Raw genomic sequence first — 26379 nt, forward strand, 5'->3', positions numbered from 1 at the left:
GTAGAGAACTCATGTCAAACATCTCAAACATAGGATGGTTCATCATTCCGATAAACATTGTTGGAACGCCGTAGATTGATGTACATTTCTCTTTCTGAATGGAGGAAATAGCAAGTAAAGGATCATATTCCTCAAGGACAACCATGGTTGAACCGTGGGTAATAACCGCCATCACACCTAAAACTGTTCCGAAACAATGGAAAAGAGGCACCTGCAATAATAACCTATCATCAGGTGTGTAGTTCATGTTCTCGCCGATATAGTATCCGTCGTTAACGATGTTACGGCTGGTCAGCATTACACCTTTAGGGAATCCTTCGGTTCCTGAGGTATACTGCATGTTGATAACGTCATGCTGTGTAACGGAATCCTTAACTTTTTGATACTCGTCATCATCGTAGTTCATACCCAAAAGCAATAGTTCATTGGTATTGTACATTCCACGGTGCTTTTCCTGTCCAACGTGGAAAATAAATTTCAAATGAGGGAATTTCTCAGAGACCAAATTACCACGAGCACAGTTTTTCATCTCAGGAACAAGTCCATGGATGATGTCAAAGTAGCTTGTGTCCCTGAAACCATCGGTCATGGCAATTGCCTTCATGTCAGATTGCTTAAGCACGTATTCCAGTTCGTGGGACTGGTAGGCTGTGTTTACTGTTACGATTGTTGCGCCAATTTTTGCAGTTGCAAACATGTAGGTCAGCCATTCCGGGACGTTTTTTGCCCATATTCCGACGTGGTCTCCCTTTTCAATTCCAATGGCCAGCATTCCCTTTGCGAGATTGTCGACCCTTTCGTCAAATTCCTTGTATGTAAATCTTAAGTTTCTGTCTGGATAAACGATAAATTCATGATCAGGCTGTTTTTCAACCATTGATTCGTAAAATTTCCCTAACGGAAGTTCTGTAAATAATTCACTCATACTAATCACCTCTATTTTTTAATAAAATAACTTATAAAACCCAATATGCAAATCATAAATGCAATCCCAATTGCAATGTCAATGTGTGTAAATCCAAACTAGCTGTGTAAAATCTGTCGATTTTTGGCTTTAAAGTTATTTTACTCATCCTATCAACCTCAGTATGGAGTGTATAGTACTGCTAGGATTCTAGCGTCTTTTTCGCTGCTTGCATGGAGGTGATGTGGTACTGCGGAGTCATAAAATATTGTGTCACCCTCACCGATTGTGAAAGTGTCCTTTCCGTAGATGACTTCTATTTCACCTTCAAGTACATAGATGAACTCCTCTCCTTCGTGTGAGGAAAGCTCCTTTTCGCCCGCTTCATATTTGATGTCAATCATGAACGGGTCTATGTTTCTGTCTATTTTACCTGCGCCTAATGAGTGGAACTCAAGGTTGGTTGCGTTTGTAACGTCTTCTCTACCTGAAAAGTAAAGTGAGTTTTCGGTTTTACCGCCACGGGTAACTACCGGCCCTAGTTCCGGTGTGTCATCTAAAAAGGTTCCGAGGCGAACTCCTAATGCCCTTGCCATCTTTGTTAATGGTGTAAGTGACGGAATGACTTCACCGTCTTCCATTGCCTGTAGCACTTCTATTTTCACGCCGCTTCTCTCGGCGAGGTCCTCTATAGACATGTCCTGTCTAGCTCTAATATCTTTAATCTTTTTTGCGAAATCTTCGTTTGTCATGTTTTTCACACATTTTTTTGAATTTACACTTAAAATAATTTAAGCATTAATATTATATTCAACAAGATATTTAAAACTAACTTAAAATCAGAGTTTTTAGTGAAAAATTTTGTAATTATCAAATAAAAAATGAAAAAATAAATAAAATACTATAAAAATTTCTCAATCTCTGCAATGAACTCTAATGCATTGAAATATTTTTCCTCAGCATCATCCTTAGAAAATTTAGCTAAAGAATCATAACTTGTATCTTTTCTCATTGACCTAGCATCAGTTAAATATGCAAAGATTTCACTACTAAAATCACCATCACGAACAAATTCACGACCAAAAACCATAATAAGTCCTTCATGAGTTTTTGTAATGTAATTTTTTGTTAATAATAATGCTTTTGCAGAACTATACATAGCATAATAAGAATGAGTAATAGAATCACGATATTGGCCTGCATCCAATAGAATTTTTGCTGATTTAAGTTCATAATTCGCTAAATCTAACTCGGCATCAATTTTAAAATTAATATCTTCATTATCCGACAAGTATAACACCCTCATTTAAGACATTTGTTAAAAAAGGATAATCCTTTGTTTCATTAAAATGTTTAACAGTCATTAAATGAGTGGAGATTAATTCTTGTTTATCAACAACTATTTCAGCGACAAGTTTATTAATATCTTTTCTAATTTGGTGGGCAATTGGAGAAACAATTAGAATATCAATATCTGAATCCTGTGTATCATCACCACGAGCTACAGAACCAAAAAGAACTATTAATTCAATATCTTTAGAATTTATAGTTTCTGCAAATTCTCGAGCTAATTCTACTCTGTTGTTCATACACCTCACCAAATTAAATTTTGTTAATAATAACTATGGCATACAAATATTAAATACTTTTGATATGCCATATCATGACTCTTAAACATCATTTGATTCAAAAGAATTCCATATTTTAATTAAGGTGAAAAATTTTTTATAGAGCATTAACACCTCAATCTGATAATAACAAATATTTCACTCTTCATTTATAAATTAAGCAGTTATAAATAACCTAAATTTTATAATTTCATACAATTTATTATCTAAAATAAATTTGAATAATAAAAAACAGTTTATATTAAAAATAAAAAGAAAAATAGCTAGAAAATTGAAAAAAAGTAGATGAAAAATCATCTACATGGTAATTATTTTTGTTTTTACACATTTAGCGTTGTAGTTTGAACTTCCTTTGAACTGAACTACAGCTGTAAAGCTACCCTTTTTCTTCAAGTTGGTAATCTTGAATGTTGCCTGTCCTTTGGAATTGGTTTTGACCTTGTAAGTCTTTTTGTTGACTTTTAAGGTAATCCATTCCCCTTTAATTAGCTTATTTTGACGAGTTTTTAAAGTGACAGTGTACTTTTTGGTTTTCTGTGAAACTTTAAATGTTTTTTTATAGACAATCAGTTTTGGAGTTGCCTTTTTAACTTTAACATTAATGGTTTTAGTCAACTCGGCATAAAGAGAGTTTCCATCATATTTTACTATTGCATCATGAGTTCCAACAGCCAATCCATCAGTGGATACGAAAACCTGACCATTTTTATCTGTAGTGTAGTTTTTGGTCTTGCCGTTAAGACTTACGCTAATCTTAGTGTTTTTTAAAGGCTTGATTTTGGAATCGTGCAGGTTGATGATTAGGGATTTTCCCCCATTATATGCAGTAACGACATTTTCTCCGTAAACGAAAGTGGATTTCTTGATAATTATTGAAATTTCAATAGGATTAACATCGGTGAAGTTGTTGTTTGCGCTGATTACGGCCCTGTATGTACCTGCAGGCAAATTCTCAAATGAGTTATATCCGGTTCTTGCACTGTAGGATTTGACTAATGAGCCATTGCTGTTGTAGATGTCTAATGTAATGTTTTCATCAACAAGATAGTTGTTGTCGGAGTCTGAGAGATTAACAACAATGTTTAGGCCAAAGTCCTCAAGTGCAGTTAGGTTTGAAGCGTAGAAATGATATATCGGCAAATTACCTTCAAAAGTACATCCTCCAGTATAGGATTCGAATTTTGCACCGCCGCTTACCTCAGCAATGTTACTTATGAATACTGAATCAAGTGCTGTGGCATTTGAAGATATTGCTCCTCCGAATTTTGCCCTGTTGGATTCGAAGTAACATTCTTTAGCTGAAGTTCCATAAAGTGCACCTCCATAGCTTTCAGCGGAGTTTGAAATGAATCTGCAGCCAATTGCATCACCGCCGGACATTGCTCCACCCTCAACGGCATAATTGTTGATGAAGGTAGAATCATATGCCTCACCTGATTCCATAGCTCCGGATTTATTTGCATTATTTTGTGTGAAAGTACAGTTTAAAGCATAACCATAGCCCAATGCACCTGAACGGTTTTTTGCAGAGTTTTTGGTAAATGTACAGTTTACTGCTGAATTGCCATGCATTGCTCCGCATGAGTCGGTTGCAAGATTTGATATGAATGCGCTGTTAATGGCATATACCTCATAGATTGCTCCCCCATCCATTGCAACATTATTCATGAACAGAGAGTTTTCAGCATGCCCCATATATATCGCACCGCCACAGGCACTTGCTGTATTGTCTTTAAAAATACAGTTTTCAGCATGACCGTTATAGATGGCACCACCGAATATTGTTGCATGGTTATTTGTAAAATTAGAGTTTAAAACAGCAAAACTCATATCTGTTGTGCCTATAATGGCTCCACCATTATCTGAATTTGCATTTATGAAATTGAAATTATTGAAGACAGTATAATTGCATGCTCTGAAAATTCTTGCCTGATTGGATCCGTCAATAGTAAATCCGTTACCATCAATCTGTATGGAATTTTCAACAACTATACCATCAATTAAATCAGCATCCACATCTTTAGAAAAAGTATAATTTTTATATAACTTTACATTTTCCTTTTGACCTTTTATAAGATTATTTAATTCTGTAAATGTTCCTACTGCATTATTTCCTTCTAAAACATTTACCTCATCATTCATTTCAACTGCGATTACATCATCACTTGTTCCAATTGCATCATCCACATCACCAGCGCATACGCTTGCAATGGTGAAAAGGCAGATTATAGAACATATAATGAGGAATTCCTTCATATATCTCATTTTCACACCAATTTAATTATAAAATAAAAAATTATTTAAAGTATTCTGGAAACTCAGCCACAAGAGCTTTTTTAAAGTCATCAATGACAATGTCTTTTACTGACTTGTCTTCAAATTTAAAATCAACAAAGCATCCTTTTGTTCCTTTGCAGTCTTCATGCTCATACAATCTCATCAAATGCTTTGGAGATTGGCCTCTGAGTTTGGCATATTCTGTTGTATATTCTCTCAAAACATCAGCGATTTTTAAATCATTGTCCCAAATACCGTCGTAATGCCTGACAATCACTTCTGATTCGCACCCCTCTATTTTGGCGAATTCCCTTTTAATCTCAAAGACAATATCCTTTGCCTTTGCAAGGTTTATGTCACCGACGTCCTCGTCATCACCCATTGAAAGATTGGTATAGATTAACTTTTGACAATGGTTCAAATCCTTCACGTAATCGGCATTCCTGTAATAAAAAAATGCATGTTTGACGGGATCCATCCTGATTTCCTCGCCGTCCTCGATTTTACAAAACGGCCTGAGTGCATGAAGCATTGCAATGTCTGTTATTGAAATGCTTGTTACATACTTTACAAGTTCGGGGTAAATGTCCAGTGTCAATCCGTCAACATCTCCTGCGGTTGGTATCCAGCCGTAGCGTTGACCTCTAAAGCATACGAAAAATGTCCTGTCCATGTCAATGAATTCCAGATAGTCGAGAAGCGCCCTTTGGTGTAGTGCGTCTTCAATCGGCATTTCATAGGAGCTGTCAATGTATTCCAAATCTATTGCGTGCTTGCCACAGAAGTCTTTAAGTTCAGGAAAGATTTCTTTTAAAAAGTAGAGATATTCCCCTAACATGTCCCATATTGTACCGTTGAACATTATTGTTATATGCTTATTCATTTTAGATTCCCCGTTTATAGTACTATTTTGTAAATTCCAATATAAATATTTGAAACATCTTTTAGAATTCATGCCCCTTCAAACGAGAGAAAAATTAATTATCGAATGCTTGGCGAAAGCGCAAATTAAATCATAAGTTTGATAACCAACCATTGAAATTATCATAGGAAAAAGGAATATAATCAAATAGGCAAATGAAAAATATCCTATTGAAACGGCCAATTATACATCAACACCAAATCAAAGCATGATTTCTCAAATAATTAACATTATATAATATACCATACATAATTTTAATTAATTTAAAGAGGCTGCAATATGTTAACAATTAATCAATGCTATTTGGATTTTGTAGATAAAATTCTAAAACAAGGAAAGGAAACTTATAAGGACTCAAATCATCATTTGATGGAAAGCTTAGGTAACTTTTACATAATCGATGACCCGCTGGATTTGAAATTCAGGGCAAAATACCAACACTACACCACCCAAATGATGCTTGACGACATCAAATCCGGCAGATTCGACATGGAAGGATGTCCAATAAAAAGCGATGCACTATATGAATACGTAAAATCCGCAGAAAACCCTGACGACCAGGGATTTGTCTATACATACCCAAATCGTATATTTGCACACTTTGACATTGACCAGTTCAACACAATGAAGGAAAGAATCCTAACCGCAACAGGATCAAACCGTGCTGTTGCAGTAACAATCGACCCTGAACTTGACGCTGATAGAGAAGACATACCTTGCCTTCAGTTCCTGCAATGCATTGTAAGGGATAATGAACTCACAATCCACTGCATATTCAGAAGCAACGATATCTTCGGTGCATTCTACTCAAACATGTTTTTTATAGCATATTTGGGAATTAAAATGAAAGAAGAAGTCAACAAAGAGATTATGGGTGAAAAACTAAACTTCGGTGGAGTACACTACCACTCAACCTCAGGCCACATCTATAATACTGACTTAAAAGCAGCCCGTAAATTAATAAAAACAAATAAATAAGGTTTTAAACCTTATTTTACAATTTTTATACTATTTTTAACAGTCAAAGTTCCATATTTAGTGTATATCTTATAGGTACCAACCTTATACGGATTTTTGATGTTCAATTTTGCAATACCCTTGGAATTGGTTTTTATCTTATAGAGTTTGCCCTTGAACTTGAAGGTTACAACCTTGTTTTTCAAGACTTTTCCGTTGGAATTTAGGATTTTTGCATTGAACTTGATGTTATTGCCCTTCTTGACAGTAATGTCCTTGGTTACGATGGTTGTCTTAACGGTAATCTTATTTGAAACCTTATAACCATTGGAATCAGCTGTAACAGTATATTTTCCAGGTTTTAAAGAGATTTTTAAAGACACATAACCATTCTCATCACTGTATTTTGTATAAGTCTTGCCATTTAGTTTGATTTTTACCCCAATACCTTTTACGAAGTTGCCATAATCATCACAGACCCTTAAAGTATAGGATTTTCCGGCACCGTAATACATGATGAGATTGGAGTTTTCAGTAATCTTGGAAACCACCTGAATGTCCTGATATGCAAGTTCTGTGGTTTGCGGATTGACAATTGACATTGTGTAGTTGCCCGGTGCAAAATCAATATTCAGGGACAACATTCCATTGGAATCAGTAGTTAAAACCTCACCATAAGGCCCAACAGTGACATTCCTATCCGAAAGAGGATTTCCTTCACTATCCAAGAGATAGACCACATATTTTGAATTGTAGGCATATCTGTTTTCATCCGGAAGGATTATTGTTGGTTTGATTGTAAATATTATGCCTGCACTTGTACTCAAGTAAGGCCCATCCCCATCAAACACCACTTCAATTTCAAAAGTGCCCAAAACATTCTTGAATTCCATTAAGGCCATTCCGTTATCATCAGTCTCCATAACAGTTGATGAATTCCCAATTATAAAAGTAATGTTTTTATGAGGAATCGGATTCAATTTCGAATCAACAAGCATTACCTTGAATGTGCAGTTTCCGCTGTAATAAACCTCAGTATAATAATAACCTATGAAAGTGTTATAATAGCTTATTTCAAATGAATCTGTTGAACCGATGCAATTATAATAAGGAGAGACAAAATAAGTGTCAACCGTGTAATTTCCATAATACTGTGCAGGTAGACTTAATGATCCGACACCGCCGGTTACATAAACCGAATGAACCTCGCCATTGACTGAAACATAGACCCATTGATTGATTGGCTTTGAAAGTGTAATGTTAATAAAAGCGTCGGTATAGTTGACTGTAATGTCAGTGTGAACCTCCACATCACTTTTAAGGACTGTGAATGTGACATTTGCTGAGGTATTCAAGTAACTGCCCTCACCGTCAAAGGCAATGTTGACATTGTAGGTTCCCATTACGTTTCTGAATATTAAAAATGCCCTTCCATATTCATCTGTTGTTGTGGTGTCAGAAAAGTCATCGATTGTAAAGGTGATGTTCTTGTCTGCAATTGGATTTATGTGCTTATCGACTAAAGCAATATTGAAAGCGCAATCTTCACCATAATAGTCTTCGGTATTGAAAACAAGAATATAAGTGTTGTAATAGTTAATTGAAAATGAATTGTATGAACTGATGCTTATGTAACTATCGGAAAGTGGATAAGCAATAACTAAATAACTTCCATAGTACAAATCATCTAAGCTTAAATAACCAACACCCTCTGTTGTGTTAATTTCATAATCATCGTCGTTGACAGCAATATGAACTCTTTCATTCAACGGTCTTGAGAGTGTGATTTTAATCAATACATCAGTATAATTAACTGTGATATCAGCATGAACTTCCACAATGCCCTTATCGTTTACAGGAACAATGATTTCATTGGATGCGTTTTCATAACCTAATTTATGGAAATTTGCCTGAATGGACTTGTCACCGAATGTGGAATATGCATATGAAAAGCGTGCAACGCCATTTTCAATGTTTACAGTATATGAATTTCCATCGGTTGTGAATGTAAGCTCGCCTGAATTGAAAACGTTTCCATATTCATCATATACGACAGCTTCAATCAAAACTGGATTTGAATATTCCAAAACAGTCATATTGATGTAGGTTTTGATAGGATTCAACACTGTGAATGCTTTTATGCATGCCACTTGTGAGTAGTAACTGTGATCAGGATAACTTCCTTCCAACCCGTAAAAGTCAGCCCAGTTTTCACCGTCATAACTTATAAAAGACATGTTTTCTCCATACATATCAACATTAAGTGAGACAGGTTCAGATATAGGTACTCCTGCATCGCCGTCAACGGTTATCTTAAATTCAACTACAAATTCATCATCCTCATGCAATTGTAACATTTGATTCAAGTCTATTGTATAATATCCTGCAAGGTTGAATCCGGATTGTGTGAGTTTTAACTCATCATTTACATAAACCTTCAAATCCCAATTGGTTTTCTTGTTGAAGTATGTTGAAACTGCAGCCAGATACTCATCATCGGTGGATGTGAACTTGGTCTTGTACCAGACAGTGCTTGTAGTGTTATAGAAGTAATCAGTCTCTCCAGGAATGTCATACTGGTAGTTTTTGTCATACCTTATTGTATCATTCAGGATGATTGCAAATGGTTTATCAGATGTTTCAGGTTTTAAACAGGAAACGTCATAATATGAAACGTAGAAATAACCGTGGTCCAGGGAATTGGGACCCCAGCTGTTTTTGGCAATCCATCCTCCAGGACCTGGAGCTCCGTTGAATTCCAGACTGTCATCCCAACCGACAAGAGTGACCGCATGGTTATTTTGACTGGTTCCAGTATAATATTGATAAATAGTACTAGTCATATAAATAGAGGTTCCCACAGCACCATAATTCATTATTGCCCTTTTAACTTCATCGTTGTCAGTGTAGTTTTTTCTTTCAAGGAAAATTATATTTTGAACATGGAAAAAACTATGTAAAAGAGGAGATAGGAATGACTTATAATTATATCCGTCATCACTCTCATTGACTGGGCCTAACCAACTTGTAAGATAAGCGTATCCCTGCCTTAAATATCCTCCGACATTGGTTTCCATAGCCCACCCATATTCTGAATAAAATGCCATAAGGTTTTTCGGGTTATCTTCAGAAAGGTCATAGGAAATACCAGTTGCCTTCAGTATTGATGATTCGAGTGCTGAAATTATTGCAAAAGCCCAGCAGTTACCGCCGCTTCCCTGATTTTTAACCGGTGTTACCTGACCCAACTCCCTTAAATCATAACGGCTTGGCAAATCCCCATCATAAGTGGAGTTGATTTTCAATAATGTATAGTTTGCATCTCCAATAACCATGTTAGGAACATCAAGAAGGCAAAAGTCATCATCAACGCCCGCATGATTGTCAAGGCATGTATTGTTTTCAATGAATATGTCAGAACACACATCATAAACCGCACCACCAGTGTAATTGGCGAAATTACAGGTGAAGTTATTGTTAAGACATTCAAATTCATTGAGCATGTTTGTGAATATGGCACCACCATTCAATGCCTGATTGGACTGTAAAAGAGATTCATAAATGTATAGTCCGCCATATATTGTATAAATGGCTCCACCATTGTATTCAGCACGGTTTTCGGTTGCAGTCAAATTGGTCAAATCCAAATAGGAATCACGGGCCATTATTCCTCCTCCAAAGTTGGCGGAAGAATTGGTGATTATCATGTTTAAAGCATTAAAATCAGATTCATATAAATAAATGGCTCCTCCAAAGTAGTTGATTGCACGATTATCTGAAAATGAAGTGTCATTTACACAAAAATCATAAAGCTCCTCACAGTATATGGCTCCACCATAGTTAGCTGCACTGTTCAGGATGAATGTGGAGTCTTGAATTGATAAATTTCCACCTTTCTTGTATATTGCCCCACCATTTGTTGCTGTGTTATTCAGGAATGTACAATTGTCCAAATAAACTTTTGAATTTCCTGCAGATTCAATGGCACCACCATTTGAGGAAGTTGAATCTCTAAATATTGTACCTGTGGCTGTCAAATCACCGTTATTTTTGATTTTCAAATTCATCAGGGTCACATTGCAAAGTGTAAATGATGTTGAAACTGTAAAAATACGCCCATTTCCGTTAATAATCGTATTCTCAGTATTTTGACCTATAAAAGTAACATTTCTAACAGTTTTTGAATAATCAAGATTGTATTCACCGTCATTAAGGTGAATGATTGAATTATCAAGTATTCTATTGGAGGTCAAATCCTTATACGGATTATCAATTGAGCCGTTTCCATCATCATTTGGTAAATCAGCATCAAAATAATAATCATCTGCTAAAACAACAGAACCAGCATCACTGGAAACAACAGTATCATTATCAAAAGCAAATGCTGTTGGAACTGCTATTAATAAGGATAACATTACTAACAATAATGCCATGAATCTTATTTTTTTCAATATTTAACCTCCATTCAAACAAATTAGCCATAATACAAACTAAAATGATAAAGTGAATATATTTTTGAGATTAATAATATAAATAATTAGTTATTATTAAAAAAAGAGAAAAATTTAATTAATGAAGTTAAATTGTTCCTCATTAATCAAAAGATAATTTATCAAATCTGTTGAATCCAAATCTTCATTGTTCAAATCAACACAGCAAATCTGTGAGTTATTATATGTTCTATAATACAACAATCCCTTATTTGTGTTATAGCAGGAAGAATAGATAGTATATTCATATAAATTAGGATCTGAGATGAATGTACAGCCGTTCTGCTGTTCAACAGAACCCAAAATATGGAAGAACTGGCTGACGCTTGATGCCTCATCTGATGATGAATATGAATTAGCACGGGTGAATGCTACCTTTGCAAATCTTGAAGCGGATGACAAATCACCAGGAAGGCCTATACCACCCATTCCCCTAGAATATTCATCCAAATCGATGTCTCCTCCAAAAGTGTTTTCGGGATTTTTGTTAGACAAGTTTCGATAATTGTTCAAATAAAACAATTGCTTGTCAAACGGAGGATTGTTTGTCATGACCCCTACAGGGTTGTCATAGATTTTAAGGCCGTCGGCCATAGGTTCTATGACGATTGCATCCTTGCCGTCAGACATCATCCAGTGAAGAGGAGATAATGGAAGCTCATCTGCAAAGTTGATGTTGACCAGATTGATTTCTGCCAAGAGCTCACGTGCCTCGGCCACAGTTGAGGCCTTGCCTAGAAGGTATGGAATCAACTCAAAAGGAGTTATGTTAACCATATCGTCCCTGACCTCCTGATAAACCGCATTTCCTGCAAAGTTCAAACCGGCAATGGCCAATCCCCTTTCATTACATGCATCATAATATAGAGGATATCCATCAATACCTGCTGCAATTCCAATGATTGCATAGTGTGTTTTGATATCATCTATTTTTCTGAACTTGAATTCATAGTTTCTTGGTGTAACAGTAACTCTCTCATTGTATGATATTTCATAGTCAAAGTTACGACCGAAATAATGGCAATCTGTTATATAATTACTTGCAGTACACATATTTAATCACCACAAAAGAATATTCTTTAAATAATATTCAGTAATTAATGTGTAATAAAAATTATCCTAAAAAAAGTAAAATAAGAAAGCATGAAAATATTAAATTTAAATAAAAAAAAAGAAAAAGAAAAAAGAGTTTTAGATATAACTTTCATCTTTCTTACGGAAGTGTGCTTGTGGGTGATCACATAATGGACATACTTCAGGAGCGTCTTTTCCATAATGGATGTATCCACAGTTGTTACATTTCCAAGCGATTTCTTCGTCTTTTTTAAAGACTTTACCTGCTTTTATCTTATCAGACAATGCATTATATCTGTCTTCATGTGCCTTTTCGGTTGCGGCCGCATAATCGAACAAGTCTGCAATGTCATCAAATCCTTCTTCACGAGCGGTTTCAGCGAATTCCTTATACATGGAAGTCCATTCATGGTGTTCACCTGCTGCAGCATCTGCAAGGTTGGTTTCAGTGTCAGGTACTTTACCGCCATGTAACAGTTTGAACCAGATTTTTGCATGTTCCTTTTCGTTGTCGGATGATTCCTGGAAGATGTCCTTGATTTCCACGTAACCGTCCTTTTTAGCTTGAGAAGCATAAAATTCATATTTTACACGTGCCTGAGATTCGCCTGCAAGTGCAGCCATTAAATTATCTTGGGTTTTTGAGCCTTCTAAATTAGCCATTTTTATCATCTCCAATTAAACAATATCCAAATTAAGTATTTAAATATTTGGTGAGAATTAGGTAACTAAAAAAAATAAAAAAAAGTTAAAGAGCTTATTTAAAGTTAGTAGCTCTTTCTTCGAAGTGTGCTTTTGGAAGTCCGCATACAGGACATTTTTCAGGAGCGTTTGGTCCTGAGAAAACAAATCCACAGTTTTCACATTTCCATTCAATGTCTGCTTCTTTGTTGAATACTGCATCGTTTTCAACGTTTGCAAGTAATGTTCTGTATCTTTCTTCGTGTTCTTTTTCGATTGCACCTACTTTTTCAAATAAAAATGCAATCATTGGGAAGCCTTCTTCTTTAGCGGTTTCAGCGAATTCTTTGTACATTGAAGTCCATTCTTCGTTTTCACCGTCTGCTGCAGCATTGAGGTTTGCTACTGTGTCTGGAATTTCTTCATCGTGTAAAAGTTTGAACCAGATTTTAGCGTGTTCCCTTTCGTTTTTGGAAGTTTCCATGAAAATGTCATGGATTTGAACGTATCCTTCTTCTTTTGCTTTTGCAGCAAAGTATTGATATTTTGTATGTGCTTGGGACTCACCAGCAAAAGCTGCTTGTAAGTTTGCTTCGGTTTTTGTACCTTTTAAATCAGTCATAAATAAACATCTCCAATAATATTTAATATTAATATCATTGGTTAAAAACTTTGTTAAATGATTCTCGAAAAAAAAAAGAAAAAAAAGTAAGGAAATGATTAATTTCCTTATGCAATATCAGAGTATAACAATCCGACTGCTCTGTATGCGAAGAATATGAGGTATGGAGTCACAATAATTGAAACTATACCAATAGCTGAAATGTAGTTGGTAATAAATCCGATAATACCATTGATTACAACGGTTATAATGATAACCAAAAGAATAACAGCTATTACTTTTCCCCATCCGATTCTTCCTATGTCCTTGAATGCTTCAGGAATGTTCAATGCATCACCTAAACTGCCAGTATTGGCCAATCTTGATTGAGCCATTGTCTGAATAAATGCAAAGATAATGAATAGGATTAAAGCAACTAAAGCAGTGATTGCAATAGATACAGCCAAGTTACCTATTAAAGCATCTGAAACTGTTGAAACAGCAGGAAGTGTGGTGTTTGCAGTTGCAGTTGCATTAACGGAATTGACAACTGCTTCCTGAAGGACCGCTTGTAAGTTACCCGGTACATTGGTGATGAATCCGACAATCAAAACAATGATTGCAGGAATGATGAAGTAGACAATACTTATAATCAAGCAGTAAACCCCATCAATCAAGTTTTTCTTCCATTCATATTCAGGAGCTTCTGACTTGTCTATACCTGACTTGATAATAGCTATCTGATAACCTGAGATGATGAAACCTAAGATTAAAGCTAAGATAAATAAAATCACTCCAACAATAGCGTATGCGCCGGAATCAATAAAACTGAATATTGTTGAGATTGCACCTCCAACAGCAAGGCCTCCTACGACTATTGTTAGGACAATATATATTGCAAGTTTTCCGATATCTTCTGAAGGGAAAACAAATGCCTCTTTAATTATATCCATAATTTCCATTATTATACACCTTTAAAAAAATTTGTTTGTCATTTTAAGACAATTATTAATTTAAAAATTAAAGTATTTAAAATTAATTGAAAAAAGAGCTAATTTAAGAAAAAAAGAAAAAGAAAAATAGACGAAAATCTATTCGTCTACACCGAAGGATTTTTTGAGCAACTCAGCGTTGACAAATCCTTCCTTATACATCTTACCAGTAGTCAAATCGTTGATGACTACTTCAGCAGGAGCGAACATTCCCTTATCAATTTGGTAGAAGTCAAATCCTGCATCTTTGAATACATCAAAGAACGGTTTACCATATCCGTCAGCAGCGGAAGATGGTAATTGAGCTGCAACAGCTGCAATGTCGTCGCCTTCTTCGGATTCTACATAGTAATAGGTTCTTCCACCGAAGAGCACTGCATCGTTGGTTTTACCCATTGCCTTGAGTCCGTCAGGATCAACAGGTGCAATAGGTGCGATACCTGCAGCGTGTTTTACTTTGGTTACGTCGAATTTGATGAATTCCAACATTTTATAAGTTCCGTTTTCAACTACTCTACCTGCGATTTGAATAGATCCAACGAGAGATGAAGTAGGAGCTACAAGTAAGTATACATTTTTAACATCAACATTACATTCATCAGCAATGTATTGAGCGACATCTTCACCAGGCAATACATCAGCTTCCAATGTTAAAATAGCTAAATCAGCTTCTTTATCTTCATAACCAATTTCTTCATAGGTTTCAGCTGGTTTTAATGAAATTGCTCTTGCAGGACCAGAACCTAATGCAAAGAAATCTCCTACAGAAACGGACCAACCTGCCTTTTGGGAACCTAATGTTGAAATGGAAGGTGAGTCTGTTTTAATCTTAACTGAAGGAAGTGCGAATTTTTCAGATAAGTCTCCAGGAATTGAAATTCCCACATCTGCAAGTCCACCAAGACAAACTTTAGTATAAAGTTCTCCTGCTTTAAAACTTCCGTCAACATTTACACCACAGTCTAAAACAGTAGCGCCATTTTCTAAAGTTGATACAGCGATGTTTAATTCATCAGCCTTTTCAATCATTACATCTACGGTTTTTTTAGCTTCTAAGTTTACACTTACCATAGTCTAACCTCTAATAATTCTAACTTATAACTTTTAAGTTACTGATTAAAATTTTATTTTTATTATTATTTAAACTTGACTAAATGAATTGGAATCTATTTGAATGAAAGAAAAAGTATCCAGTTATAATGATGGTTCAAATCCCAACTGCCTGCAAACTTTAATGAAGTCATCCCTAATTTCATCTTTAGATTTGCCTTTTGTTCTGATTTTAGATTGATGTCTATGATAAGATATGGGTTTTTCACACAAAGTCGTATCATACAACGGCGGTTTATTTTCCCGAATAATTTTAATTCCACATTTACGAGAAGACATTACTTATACTCCTTTTTAATTAAATTAATATCATTATTATTATTTAAATATTTCAATAAATTATCCCCATACATCCTATTTAAAGAAGAATCATCACTAGAATAATCTATTGATATATCATATAATAATTTTACATTCTTTTTAACCATATTAATCTGTTTTTCACTTGCAATACCTTTTGCTTCTAAAACCCAGAATACATCTTCTGAACAAATGATTTCATAATCCTGAAATGCGAATTTTAATATTCCAAAATTATCATAGGATGGAGGAGAGAGATAACCTTTAGGATGATTATGAATAGCAACAATTTTTCGGTCGTTATATCTAGATTCAATAATTTGACCAATAAGCTCACCACCCATTCCTTTAAAATAATCCAACACTTCACCTGTTTCAATATCAATATACACCATCCATTCATCATGTTCATCAGCAGTTTTGCGTCTAAAAATATCAATTTCTCGACATGCTTTTTTACAAAAATCCGAAGGCAAATCATTTCGTGAAATTGATTTAACTGTGTTGTTAATTTTTAAATTCATATATTTAACATAATCTGGCTCTGATTTTGGGAATAATGACCCCGAATTATCATTCCAACATTCTGCAAAACTTCTTAGAAACTTTTTAATTAAATTAATTAAAATTGTAATATTTAACAGATAATCAAAATTCATTTTTTCACCAAAATATATTATATAATCTGCCATTAATAAATTAACAAGTTATTTATAACTTCAATTTTACAAAATCAGACAACATTTTCTTTAAATGAATAAAAAATATATTTGATTTAATTGTAGATAGAATAAGGAAAAAATAAGATAAAAATAATAAAAAAAATTAATATTTATCGAAATGAACCTTTGACTCATCATATCTAAGTTTCACTTCACCATCATGAGCAGGATAGCCAACACATATTACGGAAAATGGAATGCAGTAATCAGGAATATCCAAATATTCCTTCAACCTTAATGTCCTGTCTTCAATAGGATGAAACCCTAGCCAAACGGATCCAAGGCCTTCATGAGTTGCCTGAAGCAGAATGTTTTCATTGCAGGCCCCCAAGTCCTGTTCAATCATGCCAATAACCTTTGCTTCATTGAGGTTTCCCAAAGTAACAATCAACTTTGACGCTTCGGCTGCTGGCTTTGCAAAGCGATGCATCTCAGAGATTGCCTGCTTGTCTTCTGATTTTGAAACGACAACAAACTCCCATGGCTGTGAATTGCAGGAGGACGGTGCCTGCATGCCTGCCTTAAGAAGGCTTTCAATCAAATCGTCACTTACCTCTTCGTCTGTAAACTTTCTAACGCTGCGTCTTTTGAATATCAAACTCATCTAACCACCAAACAACTCCTCAATCTCTTCTCGAACAAAAGGATAATCATTTACATCACTCAAGATGTGAATCTGGTCTGAATATTGGATGTTGAAATCCTCGCTCGGAATAATATACTTTCCGTTCCTAATGACAGATACGACTATTGCATTTTTCGGAAATGGAATGTCCTTAATCTTGAAATTGATGTAATCGCAATCCAAAGGAACAATATATTCGCTTAAAACATGCTCTGAAGGCTTCTTTACATATTCCCTGTTTTTCTTTAAAAGCAGTCTGTCGTATAATGATTCATAAATAGGCTCGCTTCCCATAAGTGTCGGAACCGCATAAGCTATTAATGACACTATTACCATCGCAACAAGGGATTCGGTTGAGCCTGACATCTCCGCAAGAAGAACTATTCCTGTAATAGGTGACCTTACGGTTGCTGCAAAAAATCCCGCCATCGAAATGATTATGAACTTATAGACCAAATCCTGATGAAGGCCCAGGGCAGGGCATGCAACAGACCCAAATATGGCCCCGATATATGCTCCCAATACAAGAATCGGCAAAAAAATTCCTCCAGGAGCTCCGGATGAAAATGAAAACATTGAAAACAGGTATTTTAATACAAGCAGCAAAAGCAAAACTCCCAAAGACGGGACGGCCAAGCCCAGCATATCCATCATGAAGTGTCCACCGTCACTTATCTCAGGTATTGTAAGGGCCACAACACCCGATATCATGAACACCAATACGAACTTGAGCCATGATGGAATCCTGAGATTGTCCATAATGTCTGATGATTTAATCATGCCTGCATTATAGACGTATCCCAAAAGGCCTATCAGAATGCCCAGAACCACCAGAATCCAGTATGATTCAAGAGGGATGTTGACAACTGGAAATGCCAATGCGGTCTGCTGGCCAAAGATGGCCTTTGATATAAAATCAGATACGATGGCCGATACCAAAGCAATGAAGACCAATGTCTTGTCGAATCCATGGTTGATTTCTTCAAGAACAAAGATTACTCCTGCAAGAGGTGCATTGAATGCTGCAGTAATACCCACAGCCGAACCTACAAGAATCAGCCTCAGCTCGTCTGTCTTTGACCCTTTGAATAATCTTGCAACACCCTTTCCGGCCATACCACCAATCTGAACTGAAGGGCCTTCAGGACCAAGTGAAAGACCGCCCAAAGCTGTCAGGACACCAGAAACAACCTTTGAAACCAATACCTTCGCCCAATTAGCCTCCATATGACCCTTTACCTCGGCATATACCTGAGGTATGCCGCTTCCAGCAGAATCCCTTTCCCATTTAATCAGACAGTCAATCAAAAGACCCATGACGGCAAGGGCTATAAAAAATAATATAATATAAAAAACGTTTCCATGAATTATTTTCAAATAGTTTCTCAAAACACTTTCAGAGCCGTAAAGCAAAAATCTGTATAAACATACCATCAATCCTGCAAATATACCTACCATCACTCCCTGAACGGTCAGTTTAAAGATATATCTCGGATTTTCAGCAACGGACTTCAATGTTTTTTCAACCGATTTCATCATATAATAATTTATTTCAAATCATATAATAAATTTTCATTACTTGAAGTATTATATGTACCATCATATTATTGTACTGGATGAGTTGTGCTATTAAAATTTGACTTCCAGCTATTGTTTAATTGATTTTTTCATCATCAATTCTATTATCTTTGGCTTATCTTTTGAATCCTTTAACTTTTGTTAGTGCATTTTTGCAATGGCATCAGTTAAAAAAAGAAAGTATTGGTTAATCTGATTTAACATCACGAAGATAACGGGCAGGAACTCCTGCAACAACAGAATTTTCAGCAACATCCTTTGTAACGACCGCACCGGCTGCAACAATGGCGCCATCCCCAATAGTAACGCCAGGAAGTATGGTGGCATTGGATCCTATCCACACATCATTTCCAATCCTAATTGGAGCAGGCACAAGATTTCCTCTTTTTTTGGGATCTTCCTCATGGTTTAGAGTTGCCATGACTACATTATGGCCAATCAATACGTTGTCGCCGATGTATATTCCGCCCTGATCTTGGAATCTGCAGCCCGAATTGATGAAAACGTTCTTTCCCAAATGAATGTTCTTTCCAAAATCAGTTGTAAATGGCGGAAAAACTCTAAAGTCATCACTGACTTTCTTTCCTATCAGTTTAGAAAATATTTGGCGAATCTCTTCCAGATCATGATATTTATAGTTTAACTCACATGTTATCTTTTGAGCTTCCACAGCATAATGATTGCAGGTTAAAGTAGCCTCCTCATCCATATGCAAGGTTTTGCCTGAATTGAAAATATCGAGAATTTCATTAAGTTCTAACATGTTGAAATCTATATGGGTATTGATATTAATGATTTTCGTGAAAATTAGATAAAAATCTGCATAAAAAACAGTTTATTAAAAAAAAGTATTAATATTATCATCAATATAATAAGAACGAATACAATTTTTTAAAACTAAATTTCCAAATACGATTCAAATGCTAAAAGAGAAACTGAAAAACAACAGGAATTTCCAAAAGATAACTCTAATATATCTTCTATTGCTGATTTCTAATATTGTGCTTGTCATAGGATTAATCTATTACTATTCAAAAGTAAATATCAAAATTGAAATAGAAACCATTGACAATCTTTTCACTATTCTTGCCACAATCTTGATTTTAGCGTTCATCTCATCAAGGCTTCCAAGATTAAGGGAAAGGGGCAGTTCTTTATATGACATAGGCTATCTGGTCATAATTACCGTTGTGGGCCTTATGACTTCCTATTTTAACAGCAATGTTGATGAGACAATGATTTTCGGACCATTCTTGGAAATGTTTAAAGTCTTATCAGTAATAATACTCTTTATTCTTCTTGCAACAAAACTTAGACCGTTCAAAGAGATGTTGCATGGAAAATTCACTAAGAAAAACCAGATTATATGTTTAATAGTATTTACTGCCTTAGGGCTTTTCGCTTCAAATTACCACACATATATCGGTGACACTCCGGCAAACGTCAGATGCATGGTAGTCATGATCAGCGGTCTTTTTGGAGGTCCATTTATCGGAATACCTGTAGGGCTAATATCCGGAGCATACAGATTCACCCTGGGAGGAGTCACTGCCGTGCCCTGTGCCATTTCAACAGTTATAAGCGGTATCATCGGAAGTCTGATTTTCATGTGGAATGACAAAAAATTCCCTAAAACCCTATCAGCAATCCTTTTGATGTTTCTCTTTACAGGTTTTGAAATGCTGATGATTGTTATAATGAGTCCTCCAGACATTTCATTCCCTTTTATTCATACTGTCTATCCAATAATGCTATTTGCATCCGTTATAGGAATAATACTGGTTTCAATTGTCATCAAGGAAGAAAGACAAAAATCAAATCCATCACTCAGTCCTGAAGAAAAGAAAATCCTTAAACTGGAAAATAAATTGGCAAAAACCAATGAAAAAGTTGAAAAGCTGGAAAGTAAAATCGAAGATTTGAAAAAATAGCTAATTGGAACCTCTCCATGAACATTTTTACAACACAATAATCTTAAAAAAAAATCAGTAAAGAGGGAGGGTTCATCTCCAAATTTATTTTTAATTGAATTTTAAAGTTGATGCGATTTTTGCAGTTTCATTAGCATCAGGAGTTATTATGAAAACTAATTTATACCCAAAGTATGTTCTTAGAACTTCTAAGCAGGAATACGGGAAGTGATGGTATGGTCTAGGCCAGAATTAAAATAAAAAAAAGTTGTAGGTAAAGTTGTACCTACCTGACTGTTATTTTTGGTTTAACTGTCTTAGCATTGTAGTAACTATTACCCACATACTTAACAACAGCTGTAAATTTACCTTTCTTAGTCAAGTTAGTAAGTTTGAAAGTTGCTACACCTTTGCTGTTGGTTTTAGCAGAGTATATCTTACCATTAACTGTTAAAGTAACTTTTGTGTTTTTCATAACATTGTTCTAGTTTGAACTTCTCCATGTGTTTCCGCAATTTGCGCAGCGTATAAAATTAGTTGGTGCTTCATCGGCTGATCTGGTTTGCACTGTCCACCAGTAGCCTTTTGTTCCTCCACATTTATAGCAGGTTATTGTTGTTGTGGGAAGTGCGACGTTATTTCTGTCGGTTACAATAACTTTTGCTTGTGGATTGGTTTCGCCTTCCATGTGATATTGCTCTTCAATATCCTCGCTTGTCAGGGACTTTTCAAATCCGCATCTGCATTTGATTTTGCCTTTTTTAGGCATCAGCATCGCACCGCAATCAGGACAGAATTCCATTTAAATAAACACCTTTTATTATTAAATTAATTAAAAATCCATATGATAGACATTCAGGGCCAATATTATTATTGTGAATATTGCTAGATAAAGATTTGTATTCAATACGAAATCACTTCCAAAACCACCATAAGGAATGATGCTTGATATTGTATGGTCTGCTGGAAAGACACCTGGACCGAAGATTAAAGGCATCATATACATGAATACAATTAGATATATCAACAAACATATTGCCGCCAATAACACTCTATAATAATTATTCGGGATTATTTCATCATCCACAATGAGATTTACGCCGAAATATGCAAACACATACATTCCAAAGAATGCTCCAAGATACATTACATCAGGAAGTTGAATGGTATACAGACAAAACCAAACTATAATTGTTATTAGAATAGATGATATGAAATTAATTAACATAAACCTTGAAAACCCATAGTAGTCCATAAAAAATCACCAAAAAAAGAATTATCTAATCATTCGTGGATTTTGAATAACTTATAGTTGAAGTACAGCATTATTATTGCAAATACCGCTAGATAGAATTTTGCATTGAAAATGAAGTTCATTTTAAATCCATCCAAATCCATTGAAAAATAGTTTACTGCGGAAAACACGTCTGCTCCAAAGAGAAGTGGAATCAGATATAGAAATATCAAATCAAAGATAACTATAAAGATTAAGGCAATGATAAACCTTCTGTAATCGTTTGGTATTTGACCTGACTGGACCAGCATCTCTATTCCGTAAACAACCAAAAAGTAAATACCGAATATGTTTGCAACATACATCATGTCCATTAAATCAAATGAGTCTAAAAAAAGGCAAGCTACCAATGTTACAATTAGTGCTGAAATGAAATTGATAATTATAACCCTTGAAAACTCACTATTGTTCATTAGAAATCACCGACATGTGGAAAAAAATCATAAAGTTCTATAGTATTACTATATTGATAATACTATTTAAAAATTAGTAAAAATTAAAAAAAAAGTTTAAATGTGAAAGGATTAACCTTCCACCATTATCAGCTTTCCCGTTGCGGGGTCTTTATACACCTTGCCCATTTCGGTGTAACCTTGACCTGAACTGTTTGAAGTGTCAGGTGTTTCGTTCAGTTGCTGGCCCTGGTCCACTTCTGTGACTTGCTGCTGTTGCATTTGCTCCTGAATACTGTTATCAGGGTCAATCATGGCCTGCATGTTCCAGCTTATGATTACAAAAACCAAAAAGCCCACTGCAATTACAAGCATTGCATCAACAAGGTTTGCTGTACCTGCCATCGGGTCTTCCTCTACCCTTTTGGACCTGCGCCTACCATTTTTCCTAACCATAAAACCACTGTCTAATTCATTTTATCTAAAACGGCATCGATTAAAGCATCCAAATCAGACAGATATCTGTCATACCATCCTGATCTGATTTTACCGATTACATAACAGAGTGCACCGGACCCGATACCTACGATTGTTGTGTTGAATGCAACGGTAAGTGAACTTGCAAGAGTGTTAATGTCTCCCGCTCCCAATGCGGCAAGTCCCGGACCCATTGGAATCAATGTACCCATCAAACCCAAAGTCGGTCCGATACGGGTAATGATGTCTGTTTTCTTTAATGACTCCATAGTTTTTTCTTCTTCAAATTCAAATAGCTTACGAGCAAGAGCTTCCCTGGAAGTGGAACCCAACTTTTGGGAAGATGCAATTTCTGTTAAAACCTTCTTTTGAGATTTTGGGATTTTAGCTTTAGAAATCACATTCTGCAATGCATCTACAGATTCTGCAGCGTTAATGTCATAAATCAAGTCTCTGATTGTTCCAACTGGAACCTTTTTTCTTGAGGTATACTCGGCAATGGCCCCCCCTAATGTGACAATACTTATAATGACAATAATAAGCAAAATAACAAGTACTGGAATGGTTAAGCTTTGTGAGATAACATCAAGAGATCCTGTTAGAAATTCTCCGCCTGGAATATTTAAAACCATAATCTTTTCACCAAAAATTTTTATTCTAAGAAGTTTCTACCTCTTTTAGTTAATACTACGCCCCCAACTATCAAAATAGCAAATGCGAGAACTATCATTAGTATGTCTTGAGGAGAACTAATGGAAACAGGAGTTAAAGTTTTTGTCATTACTCCTGCGATGTTTGGAATTACAATGGCTGAAAGCAGGAAATATGCACCTAAAAGCAGCATGAAGTTACCCAAAACAACAGGATATGGACGTTTGATAAACCTTACAATGGTATTGGATGCAAAATAAGTTATAATCATGACCAAAACAAGGGCTGCTGCCGCATATCCACTAAGATTAAGTGAACTGACACCGATTGTTGGAGCAACGATTAATACGCTTGCGATTATAGAACCAAAACAGCATGGACAAGGAGCAATAATAGCTAGAGAAGTTGCTGTAGAGGTATTCTTATCATGTATTTTCCATTCTCTTATTGTAACTAAACCAGCAATAATCATGATTGAAGCCATTATAATATAAAAGATTGTATTATAACTGTATATCGCCTGAACCAGTTGATCTGCGAAAAATGAAGCAATATATGAAATTATCAATACTCCTCCACCATAAGAAATACAGATTACTGCAAACAACTTTTTAGGCAAATTGGCTAATCCTGAAGCAAGTCCCACTTTTATACCGAATACAAGAACTGAAGCAAAAATACCCACTTGCCATAAAACACTCATCATATCCATATTAAATTCTCCATGTAACTCAAATAAATTTTAATAATTTACAAATTATTATTAGTTTGATAAAATATATAAATCTTTTAAAAAGCGATGTGTAATAAAACAACCATCAATAATATATTACATCCAATCAATTTAAATATTTTGCAAAAACAAGAACTTTAAAAAAAAAAATAAAAAAAATATTTCACAAATGTGAAATATTTAAACTAATCTTTTCTAGTATAACTAAGCCTAAAGAATATGTATACCGCTACAATCGATAATATAACCACCACTATACTTAAAGGATTTGAATCGGCCTTTGGCATATCATCGATAATTTTTTTGGAAATCTCAACAAGAACAGTGTCATTAACAGTCTCATTGTCCTTCAAATTACCTGTGATATTTGTATCATTAACCACACCAGCTGAAGAGATATCTCCAACGAATGGATTAATTATACTTTTGTGGCCATGTCCGTGATATGGCTGAGATTTCTCATATAAACCCATCTTATAAGCCATGTCATCTCCTTGTTTTCTTGCCTCACTTGAAACAATGAATTTGCCAGTGGATTCATCATATACCAATGCATAGGATGACATATCCCTATTATTAGCGTTGTTTACCCATATGTAATAAAATACTAAATCCTTCCATAATGGAGTATGTATAGGATAAATATTCTTTTTAGATCCAAGTACTTCTGAAATTCCATTAAGAACACTTTCGGTGCTTGTTCCCTTAATTTTAACGTAACTTGCAGAGGTTAAAACATAAAATTTCGGATAACCCTTCTTAATATCAATGCCTATTGATTTAAAGTAGGCTAACGCTTTATTAGTAGCATCAACACCAATCTGTTTTAAATCAATTTTATTTTGCGATTCTAAAGCAGTATCACTAAGGCTTGATTTAAGCAATCCATTTGTGGATTCATTTACCAAAGCAACACCTATGCACGCTCTTTTACCTGATGTATTATCTACAGACCAAATAAAGGCATCAGCATCAGAGTCTCTTGGAACACCTAATACATAATCGGAGGTATCTTCAAGAGGTAAATCAAATTCAGTAGGATGTCGTGTTAATCTGCTTGATTCATCACCACTTTGTCCAGAATCACTTCCAAGCACATCACTTGGTTTTATAATTCCATTGGCCCAGGAACCTATAATCATATCCCAAAGACCAGCGGATATTTCCTGACCAGCATTATACAGAATTGTTTCATTCTTATCGCATAATGAAATAGTGAGAAGACCAGCATCTTTAATAAATTTAACATTTATTAAACCCGTTTTAATTGAGGATAATTCTAAAAGATTATCGTAACCATTTTTTACATATCCATTAGAAGAACTTATTATTTCATTTAAAACATTTTCTATGGCCAATTTATCAATTTTAGTCAAGTCGATTGTGACATCTAAAACTTCATTAGCAGTGTTTAAATCTAATAAGCTACCTAAGATATTTGATATACCATATCCAAACTCACATTCACCGACCAAACCCGTCGAATCAGGGCCTATCGTTTGAAAGTGCGAGATAGAATCATCAAGATTTATACCTTCTAAATCATTGTAAGATGACACTAAAAGGTCATTTTCATTATCACTAAAGGATAGCGTTTCTCCTGAAATTGAAATAAACTCACCGACATTGTCATCAATGCCTTCATCCGAATATTGTCCCTGACCGCTTGAAGAAAGATATTGTGGCGAATAGCTATTATAAGACACTGACCTTTGACAGGCCTCATCCAGCTTTTCTACATCACAATGTGAAATCGAAACAGTCTCACCGACACTTTCGGATACGTATTCGTCAGATATTTCAATTTGAGCATAATCTTGAACGTTATATATAGAACTGTCAACATCCACGGCAGCGAGATTCTCACTTGCTGAGACAGCTCCAATCAAACTTAGTATTGTAATCAATAAAAAAACCATAGCTAAGCTATGTCTTTTCATGAATTCCCCTAATAATTTGATATATAATAAATGCTCAATTATACCCACTAAAGATTTACAGTAACCCCATTTATGCAATATCTTCCCCATGAACAAAAGAAAATATCAAACAGCATTACCA

Annotated in this window: 27 protein-coding genes; 2 read left to right on the plus strand and 25 right to left on the minus strand. The window is 35.2% G+C overall.

Annotated elements, in window-relative coordinates:
• From ACKI32_RS09550 to ACKI32_RS09575, 6 genes are all read right to left on the minus strand, one after another.
• Window positions 1-925: AMP-binding protein (locus ACKI32_RS09550; protein ID WP_407415834.1), on the minus strand; the 925-nt coding region annotated here is incomplete at its 3' end.
• Window positions 926-1083: 158 nt separating this feature from the next.
• The gene (locus ACKI32_RS09555; protein ID WP_407415836.1) at window positions 1084-1656 is read right to left on the minus strand and encodes a helix-turn-helix domain-containing protein; all 573 of its coding nucleotides are present in this window, start codon (window positions 1654-1656) and stop codon (window positions 1084-1086) included.
• Between the two features lie 149 nt (window positions 1657-1805).
• Window positions 1806-2195, minus strand: a complete 390-nt coding sequence (locus ACKI32_RS09560) for a HEPN domain-containing protein (protein WP_407415838.1) — start codon at window positions 2193-2195, stop codon at window positions 1806-1808.
• Window positions 2185-2493 (minus strand): nucleotidyltransferase domain-containing protein, encoded by a 309-nt coding sequence (locus ACKI32_RS09565; RefSeq protein ID WP_407415840.1) that lies wholly within the window; start codon window positions 2491-2493, stop codon window positions 2185-2187. The genes ACKI32_RS09560 and ACKI32_RS09565 overlap by 11 nt, the downstream gene beginning before the upstream one ends.
• A 336-nt stretch (window positions 2494-2829) precedes the next feature.
• Window positions 2830-4797: a hypothetical protein gene (locus ACKI32_RS09570; RefSeq protein ID WP_407415842.1), complete on the minus strand. Its 1968-nt coding sequence runs from the start codon at window positions 4795-4797 to the stop codon at window positions 2830-2832.
• Window positions 4798-4828: 31 nt separating this feature from the next.
• Window positions 4829-5692: a hypothetical protein gene (locus ACKI32_RS09575; RefSeq protein ID WP_407415844.1), complete on the minus strand. Its 864-nt coding sequence runs from the start codon at window positions 5690-5692 to the stop codon at window positions 4829-4831.
• A gap of 318 nt (window positions 5693-6010) precedes the next feature.
• On the opposite strand from ACKI32_RS09575, the gene ACKI32_RS09580 reads away from it, so the two are divergent.
• Window positions 6011-6709, plus strand: coding sequence for a thymidylate synthase (locus tag ACKI32_RS09580; RefSeq protein WP_407415846.1), 699 nt, complete (start codon window positions 6011-6013; stop codon window positions 6707-6709).
• Window positions 6710-6720: 11 nt separating this feature from the next.
• On the opposite strand, the gene ACKI32_RS09585 is transcribed toward ACKI32_RS09580, so the two are convergent.
• The 11 genes from ACKI32_RS09585 to ACKI32_RS09635 all read right to left on the minus strand — a co-directional run bounded on the left by ACKI32_RS09585 (window position 6721) and on the right by ACKI32_RS09635 (window position 19624).
• A complete protein-coding gene (locus ACKI32_RS09585; RefSeq protein WP_407415848.1) occupies window positions 6721-11139 on the minus strand; it encodes a C1 family peptidase in 4419 nt (1472 codons plus the stop codon).
• A 114-nt stretch (window positions 11140-11253) separates the two neighbouring features.
• Window positions 11254-12231 (minus strand): choloylglycine hydrolase, encoded by a 978-nt coding sequence (gene bsh, locus ACKI32_RS09590; RefSeq protein WP_407415851.1) that lies wholly within the window; start codon window positions 12229-12231, stop codon window positions 11254-11256.
• Window positions 12232-12369: 138 nt separating this feature from the next.
• Window positions 12370-12915 carry a rubrerythrin gene (gene rbr / locus ACKI32_RS09595; protein WP_407415853.1) on the minus strand — a complete coding sequence of 182 codons (546 nt, stop codon included), beginning with the start codon at window positions 12913-12915 and terminating at the stop codon, window positions 12370-12372.
• 94 nt (window positions 12916-13009) lie between these two features.
• A complete protein-coding gene (rbr, locus tag ACKI32_RS09600) occupies window positions 13010-13555 on the minus strand; it encodes a rubrerythrin (RefSeq protein WP_407415855.1) in 546 nt (181 codons plus the stop codon).
• Between the two features lie 107 nt (window positions 13556-13662).
• On the minus strand, window positions 13663-14496 hold the full coding sequence (locus ACKI32_RS09605; RefSeq protein WP_407415857.1) for a DUF4013 domain-containing protein: 834 nt from the start codon (window positions 14494-14496) through the stop codon (window positions 13663-13665).
• Between the two features lie 129 nt (window positions 14497-14625).
• Window positions 14626-15597 (minus strand): methenyltetrahydromethanopterin cyclohydrolase, encoded by a 972-nt coding sequence (gene mch, locus ACKI32_RS09610; protein WP_407415859.1) that lies wholly within the window; start codon window positions 15595-15597, stop codon window positions 14626-14628.
• Between the two features lie 123 nt (window positions 15598-15720).
• Window positions 15721-15915: a hypothetical protein gene (locus tag ACKI32_RS09615; RefSeq protein ID WP_407415861.1), complete on the minus strand. Its 195-nt coding sequence runs from the start codon at window positions 15913-15915 to the stop codon at window positions 15721-15723.
• Window positions 15915-16595 (minus strand): hypothetical protein, encoded by a 681-nt coding sequence (locus ACKI32_RS09620; protein ID WP_407415863.1) that lies wholly within the window; start codon window positions 16593-16595, stop codon window positions 15915-15917. The genes ACKI32_RS09615 and ACKI32_RS09620 overlap by 1 nt, the downstream gene beginning before the upstream one ends.
• 166 nt (window positions 16596-16761) lie before the next feature.
• Window positions 16762-17262, minus strand: a complete 501-nt coding sequence (locus ACKI32_RS09625) for a nitroreductase family protein (RefSeq protein WP_407415865.1) — start codon at window positions 17260-17262, stop codon at window positions 16762-16764.
• Window positions 17263-18819, minus strand: coding sequence for a chloride channel protein (locus ACKI32_RS09630; RefSeq protein ID WP_407415867.1), 1557 nt, complete (start codon window positions 18817-18819; stop codon window positions 17263-17265).
• Between the two features lie 229 nt (window positions 18820-19048).
• On the minus strand, window positions 19049-19624 hold the full coding sequence (locus ACKI32_RS09635) for a sugar O-acetyltransferase (RefSeq protein ID WP_407415869.1): 576 nt from the start codon (window positions 19622-19624) through the stop codon (window positions 19049-19051).
• 157 nt (window positions 19625-19781) lie between these two features.
• On the opposite strand from ACKI32_RS09635, the gene ACKI32_RS09640 reads away from it, so the two are divergent.
• Entirely contained in the window at window positions 19782-20792 is a 1011-nt protein-coding gene (locus tag ACKI32_RS09640; RefSeq protein WP_407415871.1) for a LytS/YhcK type 5TM receptor domain-containing protein, read from the plus strand.
• A gap of 265 nt (window positions 20793-21057) precedes the next feature.
• On the opposite strand, the gene ACKI32_RS09645 is transcribed toward ACKI32_RS09640, so the two are convergent.
• From ACKI32_RS09645 to ACKI32_RS09680, 8 genes are all read right to left on the minus strand, one after another.
• Window positions 21058-21246: a hypothetical protein gene (locus ACKI32_RS09645; RefSeq protein WP_407415873.1), complete on the minus strand. Its 189-nt coding sequence runs from the start codon at window positions 21244-21246 to the stop codon at window positions 21058-21060.
• Between the two features lie 9 nt (window positions 21247-21255).
• Window positions 21256-21573 carry a transcription factor S gene (locus tag ACKI32_RS09650; RefSeq protein WP_407415875.1) on the minus strand — a complete coding sequence of 106 codons (318 nt, stop codon included), beginning with the start codon at window positions 21571-21573 and terminating at the stop codon, window positions 21256-21258.
• Window positions 21574-21603: 30 nt separating this feature from the next.
• Window positions 21604-22026: a hypothetical protein gene (locus ACKI32_RS09655; RefSeq protein ID WP_407415877.1), complete on the minus strand. Its 423-nt coding sequence runs from the start codon at window positions 22024-22026 to the stop codon at window positions 21604-21606.
• Window positions 22027-22055: 29 nt separating this feature from the next.
• Window positions 22056-22478, minus strand: a complete 423-nt coding sequence (locus ACKI32_RS09660; RefSeq protein ID WP_407415879.1) for a hypothetical protein — start codon at window positions 22476-22478, stop codon at window positions 22056-22058.
• A 111-nt stretch (window positions 22479-22589) separates the two neighbouring features.
• A complete protein-coding gene (locus ACKI32_RS09665; protein WP_407415881.1) occupies window positions 22590-22913 on the minus strand; it encodes a DUF2149 domain-containing protein in 324 nt (107 codons plus the stop codon).
• A gap of 11 nt (window positions 22914-22924) precedes the next feature.
• A complete protein-coding gene (locus ACKI32_RS09670) occupies window positions 22925-23566 on the minus strand; it encodes a MotA/TolQ/ExbB proton channel family protein (RefSeq protein ID WP_407415883.1) in 642 nt (213 codons plus the stop codon).
• Window positions 23567-23586: 20 nt separating this feature from the next.
• Complete coding sequence (locus ACKI32_RS09675; RefSeq protein WP_407415885.1) at window positions 23587-24297, minus strand: DUF2162 domain-containing protein; 711 nt, start codon at window positions 24295-24297, stop codon at window positions 23587-23589.
• 206 nt (window positions 24298-24503) lie between these two features.
• Window positions 24504-26258 (minus strand): hypothetical protein, encoded by a 1755-nt coding sequence (locus ACKI32_RS09680; protein ID WP_407415887.1) that lies wholly within the window; start codon window positions 26256-26258, stop codon window positions 24504-24506.
• Window positions 26259-26379 lie beyond the last annotated feature (121 nt).

Source organism: Methanobrevibacter sp., from assembly GCF_045611865.1.
Taxonomy (GTDB): domain Archaea; phylum Methanobacteriota; class Methanobacteria; order Methanobacteriales; family Methanobacteriaceae; genus Methanocatella.